Origin of the sequence: Halobacillus sp. Nhm2S1, assembly GCF_019599545.1 — a bacterium.
In the GTDB taxonomy this organism is placed as follows: domain Bacteria; phylum Bacillota; class Bacilli; order Bacillales; family Halobacillaceae; genus Halobacillus.
Map to the genome: position 1 here is coordinate 1 of NZ_JAIEZV010000004.1, position 14,394 is coordinate 14,394.

The 14,394-nt window shown below is 42.3% G+C and carries 16 protein-coding genes; 5 read left to right on the plus strand and 11 right to left on the minus strand.

What is annotated here, in order from left to right; genetic code table 11:
* Nucleotides 1-398: 398 nt before the first annotated feature.
* Entirely contained in the window at nt 399-1,283 is an 885-nt protein-coding gene (locus tag K2225_RS15500; RefSeq protein WP_220585583.1) for a nucleotidyltransferase-like protein, read from the minus strand.
* 133 nt (nt 1,284-1,416) lie between these two features.
* On the opposite strand from K2225_RS15500, the gene K2225_RS15505 reads away from it, so the two are divergent.
* Nucleotides 1,417-1,791 (plus strand): YgzB family protein, encoded by a 375-nt coding sequence (locus K2225_RS15505; RefSeq protein WP_220585584.1) that lies wholly within the window; start codon nt 1,417-1,419, stop codon nt 1,789-1,791.
* Nucleotides 1,792-1,905: 114 nt separating this feature from the next.
* On the opposite strand, the gene perR is transcribed toward K2225_RS15505, so the two are convergent.
* From perR to K2225_RS15530, 5 genes are all read right to left on the minus strand, one after another.
* Complete coding sequence (gene perR, locus K2225_RS15510) at nt 1,906-2,349, minus strand: peroxide-responsive transcriptional repressor PerR (RefSeq protein WP_089653921.1); 444 nt, start codon at nt 2,347-2,349, stop codon at nt 1,906-1,908.
* 122 nt (nt 2,350-2,471) lie between these two features.
* A complete protein-coding gene (locus K2225_RS15515) occupies nt 2,472-3,029 on the minus strand; it encodes a cob(I)yrinic acid a,c-diamide adenosyltransferase (RefSeq protein ID WP_220585585.1) in 558 nt (185 codons plus the stop codon).
* Between the two features lie 2 nt (nt 3,030-3,031).
* The gene (locus tag K2225_RS15520) at nt 3,032-3,985 is read right to left on the minus strand and encodes a D-2-hydroxyacid dehydrogenase (protein ID WP_220585586.1); all 954 of its coding nucleotides are present in this window, start codon (nt 3,983-3,985) and stop codon (nt 3,032-3,034) included.
* A gap of 80 nt (nt 3,986-4,065) precedes the next feature.
* Nucleotides 4,066-4,536: a thioredoxin-dependent thiol peroxidase gene (gene bcp, locus K2225_RS15525; RefSeq protein WP_115823997.1), complete on the minus strand. Its 471-nt coding sequence runs from the start codon at nt 4,534-4,536 to the stop codon at nt 4,066-4,068.
* A gap of 64 nt (nt 4,537-4,600) precedes the next feature.
* Entirely contained in the window at nt 4,601-5,011 is a 411-nt protein-coding gene (locus K2225_RS15530) for a potassium channel family protein (RefSeq protein ID WP_220585587.1), read from the minus strand.
* Between the two features lie 189 nt (nt 5,012-5,200).
* Here K2225_RS15530 and K2225_RS15535 point away from each other — a divergent pair, with 189 nt between their 5' ends.
* From K2225_RS15535 to K2225_RS15545, 3 genes are all read left to right on the plus strand, one after another.
* Nucleotides 5,201-5,287, plus strand: coding sequence for a YjcZ family sporulation protein (locus tag K2225_RS15535; protein ID WP_085030712.1), 87 nt, complete (start codon nt 5,201-5,203; stop codon nt 5,285-5,287).
* A 200-nt stretch (nt 5,288-5,487) separates the two neighbouring features.
* Nucleotides 5,488-6,783, plus strand: coding sequence for a glutamate-1-semialdehyde 2,1-aminomutase (locus K2225_RS15540; protein ID WP_220585588.1), 1,296 nt, complete (start codon nt 5,488-5,490; stop codon nt 6,781-6,783).
* Nucleotides 6,784-7,115: 332 nt separating this feature from the next.
* A complete protein-coding gene (locus tag K2225_RS15545; protein ID WP_220585589.1) occupies nt 7,116-8,183 on the plus strand; it encodes an FUSC family protein in 1,068 nt (355 codons plus the stop codon).
* 86 nt (nt 8,184-8,269) lie between these two features.
* Here K2225_RS15545 and K2225_RS15550 read toward each other — a convergent pair whose 3' ends face one another.
* From K2225_RS15550 to K2225_RS15565, 4 genes are all read right to left on the minus strand, one after another.
* Nucleotides 8,270-10,042, minus strand: a complete 1,773-nt coding sequence (locus K2225_RS15550) for an ABC transporter ATP-binding protein (protein ID WP_220585590.1) — start codon at nt 10,040-10,042, stop codon at nt 8,270-8,272.
* 69 nt (nt 10,043-10,111) lie between these two features.
* Entirely contained in the window at nt 10,112-10,639 is a 528-nt protein-coding gene (ntdP, locus tag K2225_RS15555) for a nucleoside tri-diphosphate phosphatase (protein ID WP_089653788.1), read from the minus strand.
* Nucleotides 10,640-11,429: 790 nt separating this feature from the next.
* Nucleotides 11,430-11,606, minus strand: coding sequence for a gamma-type small acid-soluble spore protein (locus tag K2225_RS15560; protein ID WP_089653790.1), 177 nt, complete (start codon nt 11,604-11,606; stop codon nt 11,430-11,432).
* A 108-nt stretch (nt 11,607-11,714) separates the two neighbouring features.
* On the minus strand, nt 11,715-12,782 hold the full coding sequence (locus tag K2225_RS15565) for a C40 family peptidase (protein ID WP_220585591.1): 1,068 nt from the start codon (nt 12,780-12,782) through the stop codon (nt 11,715-11,717).
* Nucleotides 12,783-13,045: 263 nt separating this feature from the next.
* Here K2225_RS15565 and K2225_RS15570 point away from each other — a divergent pair, with 263 nt between their 5' ends.
* On the plus strand, nt 13,046-13,270 hold the full coding sequence (locus tag K2225_RS15570; RefSeq protein ID WP_089653794.1) for a cytosolic protein: 225 nt from the start codon (nt 13,046-13,048) through the stop codon (nt 13,268-13,270).
* Here the strand turns inward: K2225_RS15570 and mutY are convergent.
* The gene (mutY, locus tag K2225_RS15575) at nt 13,260-14,348 is read right to left on the minus strand and encodes an A/G-specific adenine glycosylase (RefSeq protein ID WP_220585592.1); all 1,089 of its coding nucleotides are present in this window, start codon (nt 14,346-14,348) and stop codon (nt 13,260-13,262) included. The two genes, K2225_RS15570 and mutY, sit on opposite strands and share 11 nt — an antisense overlap.
* Nucleotides 14,349-14,394 lie beyond the last annotated feature (46 nt).

The window sequence follows — 14,394 nt, forward strand, 5'->3', positions numbered from 1 at the left end:
TTTGCACACCGAATGTGCTTTGTTTCAAATCTCTTCTATAAAGAAGAAATGTTTTGACGTACTGGTTGGTTCGTTCAGTTTTCAAAGATCAAATGTTTTGTTTGCCGCTTCAAAACAGCGACTCAATTAATATATCACGTGTAGTTGTTTGTGTCAACAACTTTTTTATGATTTATTTTTTGTGAGCCCTTCGCGGCTTGCCGCTCTCTTAATGCGACAAGTAATAATTTATCATGTCTGTCGTTTTGTGTCAACAACTTTTTTCATGATTTTGTTTAGCTCGTTGCCGCTCTCTTAATGCGACGCTTATTAATATAGCACGGTGTAAATTACCCCGTCAATAACTTTTTATAAAAAAGATCCCCTCTCCTGTTTCAAATTCAGAAGAGGGGTCTTTTTCACTGATCTACATATTTGTCGACAGGCTTATAACGTCTATGGAATACTTGCGGTCCTTTTGTATCTTGAGGTACAACTTCAATGACATCATGATCGACAAGATATTCAATCATTGAGGATAAGTCCAAGATGTATTCTTGAATTTCAGGGTGCACTTTTAGTTCTCCAAAAGACCACGGCTCTTCTCGTTCACTCATGAGCTGCAGCAAGTGCTGAGCACTTGCCCTTGATCTCTTACTAATCGAGTGCTCAACAGCTAAGATCATTAATTGGATTCTTTTATCTGTAGGTTCACCACTTTCAATGAGTTCCTGGTAAAGTTTATAGATCTCTGGTTCAATTCGCTTCACTTGGTTCCATACTGTCACTTCTGGATGAAATCCTTTTTCAATAATAGACAGCCTCGCTAGATAATGAAGAGAGTTAACCATCCGACTGTAAGAATCCAAGTACTGCTCAGAATCATACAAGTCCTTGGATTCGCTGTAACTACGAATCAACTTCGCAAACTCAATCGCCTTCTTTAAGTTGCGGGTTTGTTGAGGGAATTCCCGCAAGTGTTCCTTCAAGGTCGTTAAATACTCATTTCTCTCAAAAATGATGTTTCCGTTAATGACCCATTCTACGGCTCGACGATATGAACTTGTATCGATCCAATGCTGAAGAAGCTTTTCATCCACGATGTGCATCGCTGCTGATTTATTTTCAAATTCATAATGTTTTACATACCATAATTCTTCTGCGTCCCGGACAATAATGAATAGAATGACATCAAAATTATCTGTTACAGGACTAATCGGTTTCTTCTTTTCTAATATAAGAATGCCCAGCGTGTTACTTTGACTGGCTTTTTCTTGATAAATCGGGCGTAATAGATCTTCCATATTCTTTCCCCCACATTCAATTTCCCTTTCTTTGTGTTTATTCGCTATGTTTAGGCAAAATCCTTTTTTCCTATTATATTTGCCTAAAGAAAATATGCTATACTACGTGGTAGATAGTAAGGAGGGACCCTGAGTGGCGTTAAAATACAGTAGCAAAATCAACAAGATTCGTTCCTTTGCTTTCTGGCTGATTTTCCTCGGCATTGGTGTAATGTACATCGGGTTGTTATTCAAAGATGTTATGTGGGCGATGGCCACCTTCATGATACTGGGCATGGGTTTCGTCGGTCTCAGTACAGTCGTGTACTTCTGGATCGGTATGCTTTCTACGAAAACCGTGCAGATCGTTTGTCCATCTTGCGAAAAACCGACCAAGATGCTTGGGCGTGTGGATGCGTGTATGCATTGTGATCAGCCCCTAACGATGGACAAGTCTTTAGAAGGAAAAGATTTTGATGAGAAATACAATAAAAAACGGTATCAGAAGGAAACGCAAGGCCAGCAATAAATGAATGGTTCAGCGACTTCGATAAAAAAACTCCACTGCAAATGCAGTGGAGCTTTTCTTTTATGCTTAGTTATAGTTCAACAATAAAAAACTGAAAGCCTAGCGCTTCCAGTTTTAATGAGCGTTATTCGATTGGCATTCTGTGCACGTTCCATAGACTTCCATGCGATGATGACTTACATTAAATCCAGTCACCTGTTCAGCTAATGATTCCACTTCGTTCAAACTTGGATAGTGGAAGTCAACGATTTTACCGCATGATTCGCAAATCGCATGATAATGATCGCTTGTATTACAATCAAAGCGGCTTGAAGAATCACCGTAAGTAAGCTCCCGTACGAGTCCAATTTCCCTGAACACACGGAGATTGTTATAAACCGTGGCTACACTCATATTCGGAAATTTACTTTCTAAAGCTTTATAAATTTCATCAGCTGTTGGGTGAGTCATAGAATTCAGCAGGTATTCAAGCACCGCATGACGCTGTGGAGTAATTCGTACACCAGAGCCTTTCAGTGTATCAATGGCATCTTGGAGTCGATGGTCTGACACGGTCATGCACCTCGCTTTCATAAACTGATTCTTGATTTATAATATTATTAAATTAGAATCCTTACAATTAGTGTAACCTTTCCATTAAGGAATTGTCAATATAAAGCACTACTCAAAAAGTTTGTCTCTCATACATCCGGATCTAGAGGTGTCTCTGTTCCTCCAAGTTGATGATTCACATAACGAGCCGCTACGAAGAGAAAATCTGACAGTCGATTCAAATAGGACACGACTAACTGATTATCCAATTCGTCTTCTAAAGCCACCGTTATCCTTTCTGCCCTGCGAACCACCGTACGAGCAAGATGAAGAGCAGCAGATGCCTGATGCCCGGAAGGTAAAATGAAATTCTTCAAAGGATCAAGGGACTGATCCCATTCATCAATTTGTTTTTCCAACTCATCAATATGCTCCTTCTTCAGTTTCCACATGACATCTTTCCCTTTAGGTGTAGCAAGCTCCGCCCCTACATGGAACAAGACCGTCTGGATTTTCTGGAAGGTTTGTAAAAAAGCTTCCTTATCCGTCCAATCTTCATGATTCAAGTGGCTGAGAGCAAGACCAATCATTGAGTTCGCTTCATCACATGTGCCATAAGCTTCTACACGGATATCATTTTTAGCTACTCGCTGACCATATATTAAAGAAGTTTTTCCCTTATCTCCTGAACGTGTATAAATCCTCATCCTTAATACCCCCGTTTTGGATCAATAATACTTCTTAATTCTCCTTCTCCACTTATAAAGACAGACAGATTCTTTTCAAAGAGGTCAAACCCTCTTGGAACATACTGAGGGGAGATTCCTGATAAGTGTGGTGTTACCGTTACATTTTCTTCCCGCCATAGCGGGTGGTCTTCAGGTAAAGGTTCCTCCTCAAAAACATCAAGCACAGCATGTGTAATTTCTTTTTGACGCACCGCATGTAGAATCACATCCGTTGAAACTAAGTCTCCTCTTCCCATATTTAGAAAAATAGAGCGCTTAGGCATTTCTTTAAAGTGTTTCTCCTCGAGTAAATATCTAGTCCCTGGAGTACTCGGAAGCGCAGCCACAACGAAATCAGCAAGAGGAAGGACAAGGTCCAATTGTTGCACCGGAAAAGTCTGGTCGAAATACGGCTTCTTTTTCCCTGACTTCGATACACCGATCGTTTTCATTTGAAAGGCTTTTGCTAAACGAGCGACTTCCTGCTGAATGGCTCCTGTTCCAAGGAGAACCATTGTACGTCCGCTTATTTCATTCATGACGGGACGGCGGCTCCATTCTGCTTTCTCTTCTTGTTGGATGAGAGTCTTCGCTTTACGAGAGACTTGCAGCAACATGGAAATCGCATACTCTGCCATGGGTTGTGCATGAATGCCCCTTACATTCGTCACGAGGATATCTCTTTTGGCAATTTCATCAAAAGGCATTCTATCCATTCCTGCAGATAAGACCATGATCCATTTCAGCTTCTTGGCTGACTGAATCTTTTCTCTATCCAAGTCCTCTCCGTATGTAATGAAGACATCCGCTTCCTCAAGGTAATATTTAGCTTCCCCCATCCCGTGGCAGAAAATAAAGGATGTCTCAGGAAAACGTGTTTGAAGCCTCAATTGGATTTCATCAGGGACCCTTTTTATGGCAGAAACAATCTTCATAAAATCAACTCCTTCCCCTTTTCTTCTATATTAGACGATAAAGAAACCATAGTCACTTGTAGACTATGGTTCGGCTGATTTTACGATAAGTTTTCTCTGATATACTCTAGAGCTGACTCGACGTGTCCTTGAACTTTAACTTTCCGGTACTCTTCAGCAAGGTTCCCTTCTTTATCAATGATAAAGGTGGAACGTTCAATGCCGTAGTATTCTTTCCCAAAGTTTTTCTTCAGTTTCCAAACGCCAAATTGTTCAGCCACTTGGTGATCTTCATCTGCAAGCAGTAGGAATGGCAGATCATGCTTGTTGATGAATTTTTCATGGGATTCCACTGGATCCGGGCTCACACCTAAGATGACTGCATCCAGATCTTCGAAGCTTTCATGGTGATCACGGAAATCACAAGCCTCCGTCGTGCAACCAGGAGTCATGTCTTTAGGGTAAAAATAAAGGACTACGTTCTTCCCTTTATAATCAGAAAGGGATACGGATTCGCCGCTGTTTGCTGGTAGTGTGAAGTCTTGTACTTGTTTTCCTTTTTCAACTGTCATGGTAAGACCCTCCTAAATGGTTTCTACCACTTAGGTTAACTTAAAAATAGACAAACTTCCAACTTCAGCTTTCTTCTTTATGCTTTAACCATACTTTCGCAACAAGGGCAGCTGGTAATGTGTACCCCACCATCGCCTCGATGATGGCAATCCATTTTCCAATCCCTACAGGGGTCAAATCTCCGTAACCGACAGTGAATAAGGTTACCCCACTGAAGTACACACTTCTAATCATCTCGTGAATCCAATATTCTGGGGTGAACGGAACGTCTGCCTTGTAAACCTCGATCCCTTGGAGGATCAGGGCAGCGTAGATAATTCCAAACCCAACCATGACAATCGTATATAGCAGCATGATGGATACGAAGAGTTGAACAGAGAATATTTTGTGTTCAAACTCAAGGGATTGAAAAATTTGACGGAGACTCACTCCAATTACTGCAAGGGAGAGAGTTGAAATAATGATCGTAATCATAGGTATGCCCCTTTTAAAACAAGTAAACAAGCCCTACTTGTTCATATGAATGACAGCGTGCTTTTATACCCTGCCATTCCAGGTCGAATTGGTTGAAGGTCCATTTTTAAACCAAAACCGGGCGAACGCACAGCCCGCGAATCGAAGTCTGCATAAGATACAGTAAACAATGGAAAGGGGGAATTGTGAATGGGTTACGGATATGGCGGAGGCTTTGCGCTAATCGTTGTTCTTTTCATCCTTCTAATCATCGTTGGTGCAGCATTCCTATACTAAGAACAGCTCGCACTGAGCCTTGCGAGTGCTCAGTGTTACTTTCCTCGTAATCGATCGGGACTACTGTTTCAACGCTCTAGAGTGAAGGAACCTTTCAAAGGCTGCTTCCTGGGTCATGGATCCAGGAAGCACCTTTGTCATTCAATATGGACAAGCATGCTACAATGAACAGTGAATAGCATTGTTTTAGGAGGCAACGTATGAATTTCAATCAATCAGAACAATTATATAATGAAGCAAAAGAACATATCGTCGGAGGAGTCAATTCTCCTTCCCGCGCATACAAAGGCGTAGGAGGCGGAACTCCTGTTTATATGGACCGGGCAGAAGGATCCCGTTTCTATGACGTCGACGGAAATGAGTATATCGATTACTTAGGAGCCTATGGACCGATTATCACAGGGCATGCGCATCCACATATTACAGAAGCCATAACAAAAGCTGCACAGAACGGTGTGTTGTATGGAACACCAACCGTGCTGGAAAACCGCTTCGCCAAAATGCTTAAAGACGCCATCCCTTCGTTAGATAAAGTAAGATTCGTCAATTCCGGTACAGAAGCAGTGATGACCACCATTCGCGTTGCCCGTGCCTATACAGGAAGAAACAAAATCATTAAATTCGCCGGGTGTTACCACGGTCACTCTGATTTGGTCCTTGTAGCTGCAGGTTCAGGTCCATCGACCCTAGGGACACCAGACTCTGCAGGGGTACCTGCATCAATTGCTCAGGATGTGATCACTGTACCTTTCAATGACATCGAACCGTTCAAGCAAGCCCTTGAGAAATACGGGGATGAAATCGCGGGTGTCCTTGTCGAACCAATTGTAGGGAACTTCGGAATCGTAGAACCTAAACCAGGTTTCCTCCAAGAAGTGAATAAACTGACTCACGATGCCGGAGCTTTAGTCATTTATGATGAAGTCATTACTGCTTTCCGCTTTACATACGGAAGCGCTCAGCAACTCTTGGATATAGAGCCGGACATGACAGCTATGGGTAAAATCATCGGAGGCGGCCTTCCAATTGGCGCTTACGGCGGCCGCGCTGACATTATGGAACAAGTCGCTCCATTAGGACCTGCTTACCAGGCAGGAACGATGGCGGGAAATCCCGCTTCCATGTCTGCAGGCATCGCATGTCTTGAAGTACTTCAAGAACAAGGGGTGTATGAAGAAATGGACCGGCTCGGAGGTCGTTTGGAAAAAGGCATTATGGAACGTGCCGATGAACACGGAATCCAAATTCAAATCAACCGCTTGAAAGGCGCACTGACCGTATATTTCACAGATGAAAAAGTCGAAAACTATGAACAGGCAGAAAATACGGATGGGGAACAATTTGCTCGCTTCTTCAAGCTGATGCTTGCTGAAGGAATTAATCTCGCCCCATCAAAATATGAAGCTTGGTTCCTGACCACGGCTCATACGGACGAAGATATCGATCAAACATTAACCGCCGTCGATAAAACGTTCCGGACCATGGCCAATGATTAATCCCCCTCTCCCCTGGATTCCAGGGGGGAGATTTTTCCACTGTTTTTTTCTGAATATTTAGTTGATTATATAAAATGTTCATGCTATTATATATACATAATTCTGAATATTCCCACGAATTATGATCTTTGTTTCATTTCTTTCCCTTTTCATAGGTTCCAGCTTAGGCTGGTTCCCCTTTGGCTTATGCGGATGACGCATAAGCTTTTTCTTTTGTTCTCCTCCATATGAAATAATGTATAATGGGAGCATCCGACTTTTCATTATGAAAGTCTCTTGTGAACACTTTTTCGTTCATAAGATATTTTTACGGTTAAAGGATGATGTCTTCCATGAAATTAGGCGCACGTATGATGAAGACAGGATTAGCTGTAGGGATTGCCCTTTATATCGGTCATTTGATCGGTTTCGTCTCTCCCCTACTCGCTGCGATCGCTGTCGTCTTTTCCATACAACCTTCCATTTATCGATCTTATCAATCCATCATCGAACAAGTACAAGGCAACACGATCGGTGCGTTGATTGCCATCGTAGCCGTCTTTACTCTCGGCAACGATCCATTCATCGTAGGATTTGCGATCATCCTTGTCATAGGATTGACAACGACATTAAAAATGAACGAAAACACGATTGCCCTGGCTGTTGTAGCTGTCATTGCCCTGATGGACTCGACGGACCAAACCTTTTTATACTTTGCAGGTTCCAGGTTCACTTCCATGCTGCTCGGAATTCTCGCGGCATTTATCGTCAACCTTGTATTTCTTCCACCGCGTTATGAAACAAGGCTATTCACGAAAATTGACCGTGCGACCAATGATATTTTGCAATGGCTGAGAGTGACGACAAGAAATTTATCCGATGAACCAGCTCTAAAATATGAGATCACGCGAATACAGGATGATATGCGATGGATTGACCATACCTACCTTCTCTATTCAGAAGAGAGAACTTATTTCAAAGGGAGCCACTTTTCTAAGGGAAGAAAAATGGTCCTATTCCGTCAATTAATTACAACGACAAAAAAATCTTTCGATGTCCTGAAAGCTTTTTACCGTCTGGAACACAAAATTGAACAAATTCCAGAACAGTTTCAAGATGCCGTTGTCCAAGAGCTTGATAAATTGGTCAATGCGCATGAGAAATTAATTTTGAGTCTTAAAGGCCGTATTAAGAACACACATAAACAATCGTTGAGACGAATTGAAGAACCTGACATCCCTTTGCTAGTTGAACGACTGATGAGCGTTTACCAAGAAAGCAACAATCCTGATAAACTGGTCTTCCTTCCCCTTGCCTCGCAACTGATGGAGTACCACTATCAGTTGGAGCGACTCAAGAAGTTACTCAAGAGTTACCAGGCACATCATCAGGATGATTTTATCCAAACCTCAGAAAAATAAAACCAAAGCCGAGTATGTCAAACATACTCGGCTTCTTATATCTCCTGCAGAAAAAACAGCTCAAGGTTTAAACCTTGAGCTATTGGTTACGTCCCCATATATTCTTGTTTATGATCATCCAGTTCCTGCACTTGGTACAGGTCATAATAATGCCCCTTCTTCTTCATTAACTCCTGATGAGAGCCGACCTCTACGATTTCACCATTCTCGATGTGAACAATCCGATCCGCATGAGTGATCGTAGAAAGTCTATGGGCTACGATAAATGTGGTCCGTTCAGAAGCTAAGCGTTCAAGAGCATTTTGAATAAGGTGCTCACTTTCCAAGTCTAGCGCAGAGGTCGCTTCATCTAAAACGAGAAGCGGAGGGTTTTTCAAGAATACCCGAGCTATGGCGACCCTTTGCTTTTGACCCCCAGATAATTTTACTCCTCTTTCACCGACTAATGTGTCATAACCATTCGGAAGCTCCATAATGAATTCGTGGGCATTAGCCGCTTTAGCAGCCTCGATCATCTGTTCATCGGTAGCATCCGGGTTTCCCATTCTTATATTCATCGCAATGGATTCACTAAAGAGAATATTATCCTGAAGCACCATCCCGATGTTATCCCTGAGAGATCTGGCTTCGAAGTCTCTAATATCTGTACCATCAATAGAGATTCGACCTGCAGTGACGTCGTAGAATCGAGGGATCAAGCTAATCAGCGTCGACTTTCCGCCCCCACTCATGCCGACAAAAGCGATGGTCTCTCCCTGCTTAATATCCAGATCCACGTTTTTAAGGACAAGGGGATCTTCTTCATCATATTTAAAGGAGACACCCTCTATTTTGACATCCCCTCTCACATGTTCCATTTTCTTTGCCCCCGGTTTATCCACAATATCGTATTTTTCATCCACGAATTCAAAAACACGATCCATAGAGGCGATGGATTGAGTAAGCACGGTCGCTGAATTGACGAGACGCCGAAGCGGATTATACACCCGATCCATATAGCCGACAAAAGCAACCATCGTACCGACGGTCAGTGAACCTGTGATAACTTGATATCCTGCAAAGGCTATAACTAATAAAGGAGCTAGATCTGTAATCGTATTGGTCACTGAATAGGTGTAGGCGTTCCAGTTTGTATGAGTGATCGCTTTATCGAGGAAGTTCTTATTCTTCGCATCAAACTGTTCCTGTTCATGATCCTCAAGAGCAAAACTTCTCGTTACAGGAACCCCTTGGACCCGCTCATGCAAATGCCCCTGTACTTCTGCAAGAGCCTGTGAACGATCACGGGTAAGCTTCCGTAATCTCGCATAAAAATACTTGACTGCAAATCCATAGAAAGGGAACAACGCAATGGATACCAGCGTCAGCCACGGATCCATCGTTAACATGATAATGATCGCGATTACAATCGTAATCATATCCAGCCATATGTTCATGAGACCTGTAATGACAAACGTTTTCGTCTGCTCCACATCATGAATAACTCGGGAAATAATTTCCCCTGTTTTCGTTCTAGAATAAAAGCGTAAACTCAAACGCTGGATATGATCGAAAAGCTTTTCTCTAATATCATATAAGATATGACTCCCAATCCATTGCGCCAAGTATTGCCTGATGTATTCGATAGGTGGGCGTAAAATAAGGAAGATGAGAAACGCTCCACCTAAAATGAGGAACAACTGATCCAGTCGTTCGGCCTGCGTCATATCTTCAGCGTTGATAATATCATCAATGACATACTTAATAATTAGCGGCATTAACAAAGGGATAGAAAATTTAACGATTCCTATAAGTACAGTGAGGATAATTTTCCCTTTGTAAGGCTGCACAAATCGTAAATACCTTTTTATACTGTCCAAACCAACACCTTCTTTCTAAACCTTTCAAACAACAACGAAGCGCACTTTTTATAAGTGCGCAATCAGTCATTATCTATACGTTAAATACCTTTCATACCACTGATCGATGAATTCCGGAGAAAACGGTCCTTTCCGCTGACGAATCCACCTGATTAAAATATCGATGTTGTTATAAAGGATGCGATCCAGCACATGTGGATAGTTCATCCGTTTTTTATGAATTTCATATTCGTCTTCATCGAGTATTTTATAAGTCATATCAGGGAAAATTTTCACATCCAGGTCATAATCAATATATTTGATGGTCTCATCTTCGTATACGAAGGGAGAACTAATATTGCAGTAATAATATACTCCATCATTCCTTAACATACCGATAATGTTGAACCAATATTTAGAGTGGAAATAACAGATGGCCGGTTCTCTGGTGATCCATCTTCTGCCATCACTTTCTGTTACTTCCGTACGGTCATTGGCTCCGATGATCACATGTCTTGTCCCTTTCAATATCGTGGTACTATCCCAAACTCGGTGTAACTGCCCATTGTGCTTATAGCTTTGGATTTCTATCCGTTTACCTGCTTCTGGGCCGGGCATACAATCCCCCCTTCCCTTTCTATTCCATTTCACCTTCTATCTATTATAACGACAAATGAAGTGGATTGAAAACAATTGGACCAGAGACAGGATTATCGAACAAAACCATCGCCCTTTTTCCACAATAGCTCCCGTTTGTGGAAGACTCAGTTTCGAGACAATAGAGGGGTTCTAGGGGCTCCGGGAAAAGGTTCGCTTTCCATGGGGCGGGCGGTGAGCCTCCTCAGGCTACGCCTCCCGGGGTCTCACCTGTCCCACACGTCCCATAGGAGTCTCACCGTTTCCCTCCGCCCCATTGCCATGAAAAATTCTCGAAAACACTCCTAAAAGGTCAGCTCGTATGATTATGGGAGGTGGATGACTAGAACACCTCAACAGTACGTTAAAGCTTAATCCACTTCGCTTTACACCTCTAACAGTTGGATAGTGAAAGACCCATCCAATTTGGTACAAGGGTTCGTTTCTCCCTTACACCGAAAGGGGTGGTTGGGAAGCTGCGAGACTCCCGCGGGAATGGATGGACTGGCAAGACCCCACAGTGCGAAGCACGAGGAGGCTTGCCGTCATCCCCGCAGGAAAGCGAGTAGCTTCCCGACCACCCCTGACGCCCAACATAGCAACGAACCCCGGAAACATCTCGAAACTGAGTCTTCCACAATCCTGCCATATTGATGAATAACATTATAAAGGTATGTAAATAAAAGAAGCCGCCCGCTAAAGGGGCGACTTCTTCAATCGGGGGATTGATACAGGCTAAAAGGCAGCCTGGCCAACCTACCAACCACTCAGGTTATTTTTTCTTAGCCTGAGATTTTTGGTTCTGCTGCTGTACGTGCTGCGCGTCAGTTTGTTGAGCGAATTCAGCGCCGTATTGGGATTTCCCTTGTGCAGCTTGTTGGTTTTGTTGTTTCACGTGGTTAACGTCTGTACCAGCTGCTGTTTTGTTTTGTTTCGGTTGCTTAGCCATGTTTATCACCTCCGCAAAAATTATTGTGTACAGGAGGTGGGTGTTTCATTCCAAAAAACAAAAAATTTTTATAGAAAAAAACCGCCCCAATCGGAGCGGCTTAAAATATTAATGGGATAATCTTTTCGTACCGATATAGCGTTGACTCCAGTAGTTACTGGACAATGAACTAATTTCAACACCATTTGTAGATCCAGTATGGATGAAGCTGTTATTCCCTACATAAATCCCGGCATGGGAAGCACCTGGCTTATAAGTTTCGAAAAACACAAGATCTCCAATCTGACGATTTGAACCACTTACAGAATCCATTCTGCTGTCTGCATAAATAGATGCGACAGTACGTGGGATACTTACACCTTCCTGAGCAAATACATATTGAAGGAAACCACTGCAATCAAATCCTGCAGGAGACGTACCCGCCCACTGATACGGGGTACCAATGTGCTTTTTAGCTTCTTGGATTAATCCATCTACAAATCCTGAGTTTGAAGAAGATGAATCCGTGGTAGAAGTATGACTAGAGCCTGATGAATCGGAAGAAGACCCAGAAGATGTAGGTTCTCCACTAACTTTCAACTTTTGACCTACATAGATGATATTTCCAGAAAGGCCATTAAGACTCTTCAAATTTGAAACAGAAGTTCCATGATTGTTCGCAATCAACCACAAGGAATCCCCGCTTTGGACCGTGTAAGTACTTGTGGATTGTGAAGAACTGGAACTGTCACTTGAAGTACTTGTGTTGCTGCTGGAGCTTGACGTACTCCCTGAAACCGAAAGCTCTTGACCAGGGTGAATAGTGTTACTAGACAAATTGTTAAGACTCTTCAGTTTTGAAACAGACATATCATGACGATTAGCGATTAGCCACAAAGAATCTCCAGACTTTACAGTATATGTACTGTTAGAGCTTGAAGAAGATGATGAATCGGATTGAGATGAAGCTGATGAATCTTTTTCAACAATCAAAGATTGACCGACGTAAATCGTGTTTGAACTAAGATTATTCCAAGATTTGATTTCTGAAATAGACCCGTCATATTGATAACTCAATTTCCAAAGTGAATCTCCAGACTTCACTTTATGTAATTCATCAGCAAAAACAGAAGTTCCCCACAAAGATGCCCCAATCAAAGCTCCACTGACAGCCGTTACCAATTTCTTTTTATTCATTATATTCTTACTCTCCCCTATGTAAAAATTGTTTAAATTGTTTGGTCAAATAACCTATGTCCTATTATTCACAAATGCCAACAATTTGTAAATACTCCAAAACTTCTACAAATACCTACATTTGACCAAAAACATTGTCATATAGGGCGGGAATCCCTTTCGTTACAATTACTTTACAGGTTTGTTACATGGTGAGTTGGGGACTTTTATCATGTATGACCTCAATATTTTGACATAAATTAAGATCGAAGGAGGGTCGGTCTATGTATGTAGGACGTGATTTATCTGCTTTATCTATGGAGCCGAAACAAAAATGGCAGGAAAAAGAGCTTGGTTACTTTCACTATGCTCTTTCCCAATCTTCTCCGTATTTGAACTCAGAAGGCATTACTCTTTTGCGTGAAATCAATGAAGAAATTAAGCGCCGCGGGGGTTTGGAGCAGCAAGAAGCTACTTGGACCAGCGGCACTCATCCTGTCATCGATTAATATAAGGGTGGGCTTTCTGGTGGGACACCGGAAATGGATAGTCTTCCATGTCTTCAGGTGCAATGAATGTTGCACGCTCATGGTCAAGCGTTCCTTCTTTCACAGTAACCTTGATGACTTCCATTTCCCATATCAGATGAGAAAATACATGCTTGATGCGGTCTACAGATTCCCCTACTTCAACCTTCAAACCATATTCGCCATAAAACCAATTCTCGACCGCTTCCTGACCTACGTCTTCCAGTGGGACCATCGGATACTGCCACAAAGAAGCGAGCAAACCTTCGTCTGGTCTTTGCTCAATCAGAACCTCTCCCTTTTCATTTTGAACGAGAAGCAGCAAATATGGCGATTTCTTCTGTTTCTTTTTAGAAGTTTTAACTGGGAGCTCTGTTTCCACTCCTTCATCAAAGGCTCTACAGTGCGCTTGGACAGGGCACAGCATGCAGGAAGGAGTTTTGGGTGTACAAACCAGGGCACCGAGTTCCATCAATCCCTGATTAAAAGAAGAAGGATCCTCTTCAGATATCAATTCTTTTACAAGCTCTTCAAAAAGCTTCCTCGTACTTTGTTTGCTAATATCATCCTCGACACGAAGAATTCTTGATAAGACCCTCATCACATTCCCATCAACCGCTGGTTCTGGTATATCATAGGCTATACTTAAGATAGCCCCTCGCGTATAGGGACCAACGCCTTTGAGGCTGCCTAATTCTTCAGGATCAGCTGGAACGACTCCATCGTATTCGGATACAACCTCTCTCACAGCGTTTTGCAAATTTCGCGCACGGGAATAGTAACCTAAGCCCTCCCACGCTTTCAGGACCTCCTGTTCATCTGCCTGAGCTAAAGCATCAGGTGTAGGAAATTTATCCATAAAATGATTAAAATAAGGAATGACCGTATCAACACGTGTTTGTTGGAGCATAATTTCTGATACCCAGACGCGGTAAGGATCTTGATTTTCACGCCATGGGAGAATCCGCTGCTCTTCTTTAAACCAATGAATTAAATCCTTCCTATAGGATTTCTTGTCGAAGTTTTTTAAAATATTATTTACTCTTTCAGTTCTTTTCATCGTTCTTCACCCTTCGTGATAAACTACTGTTGGAACGTCCGACCTG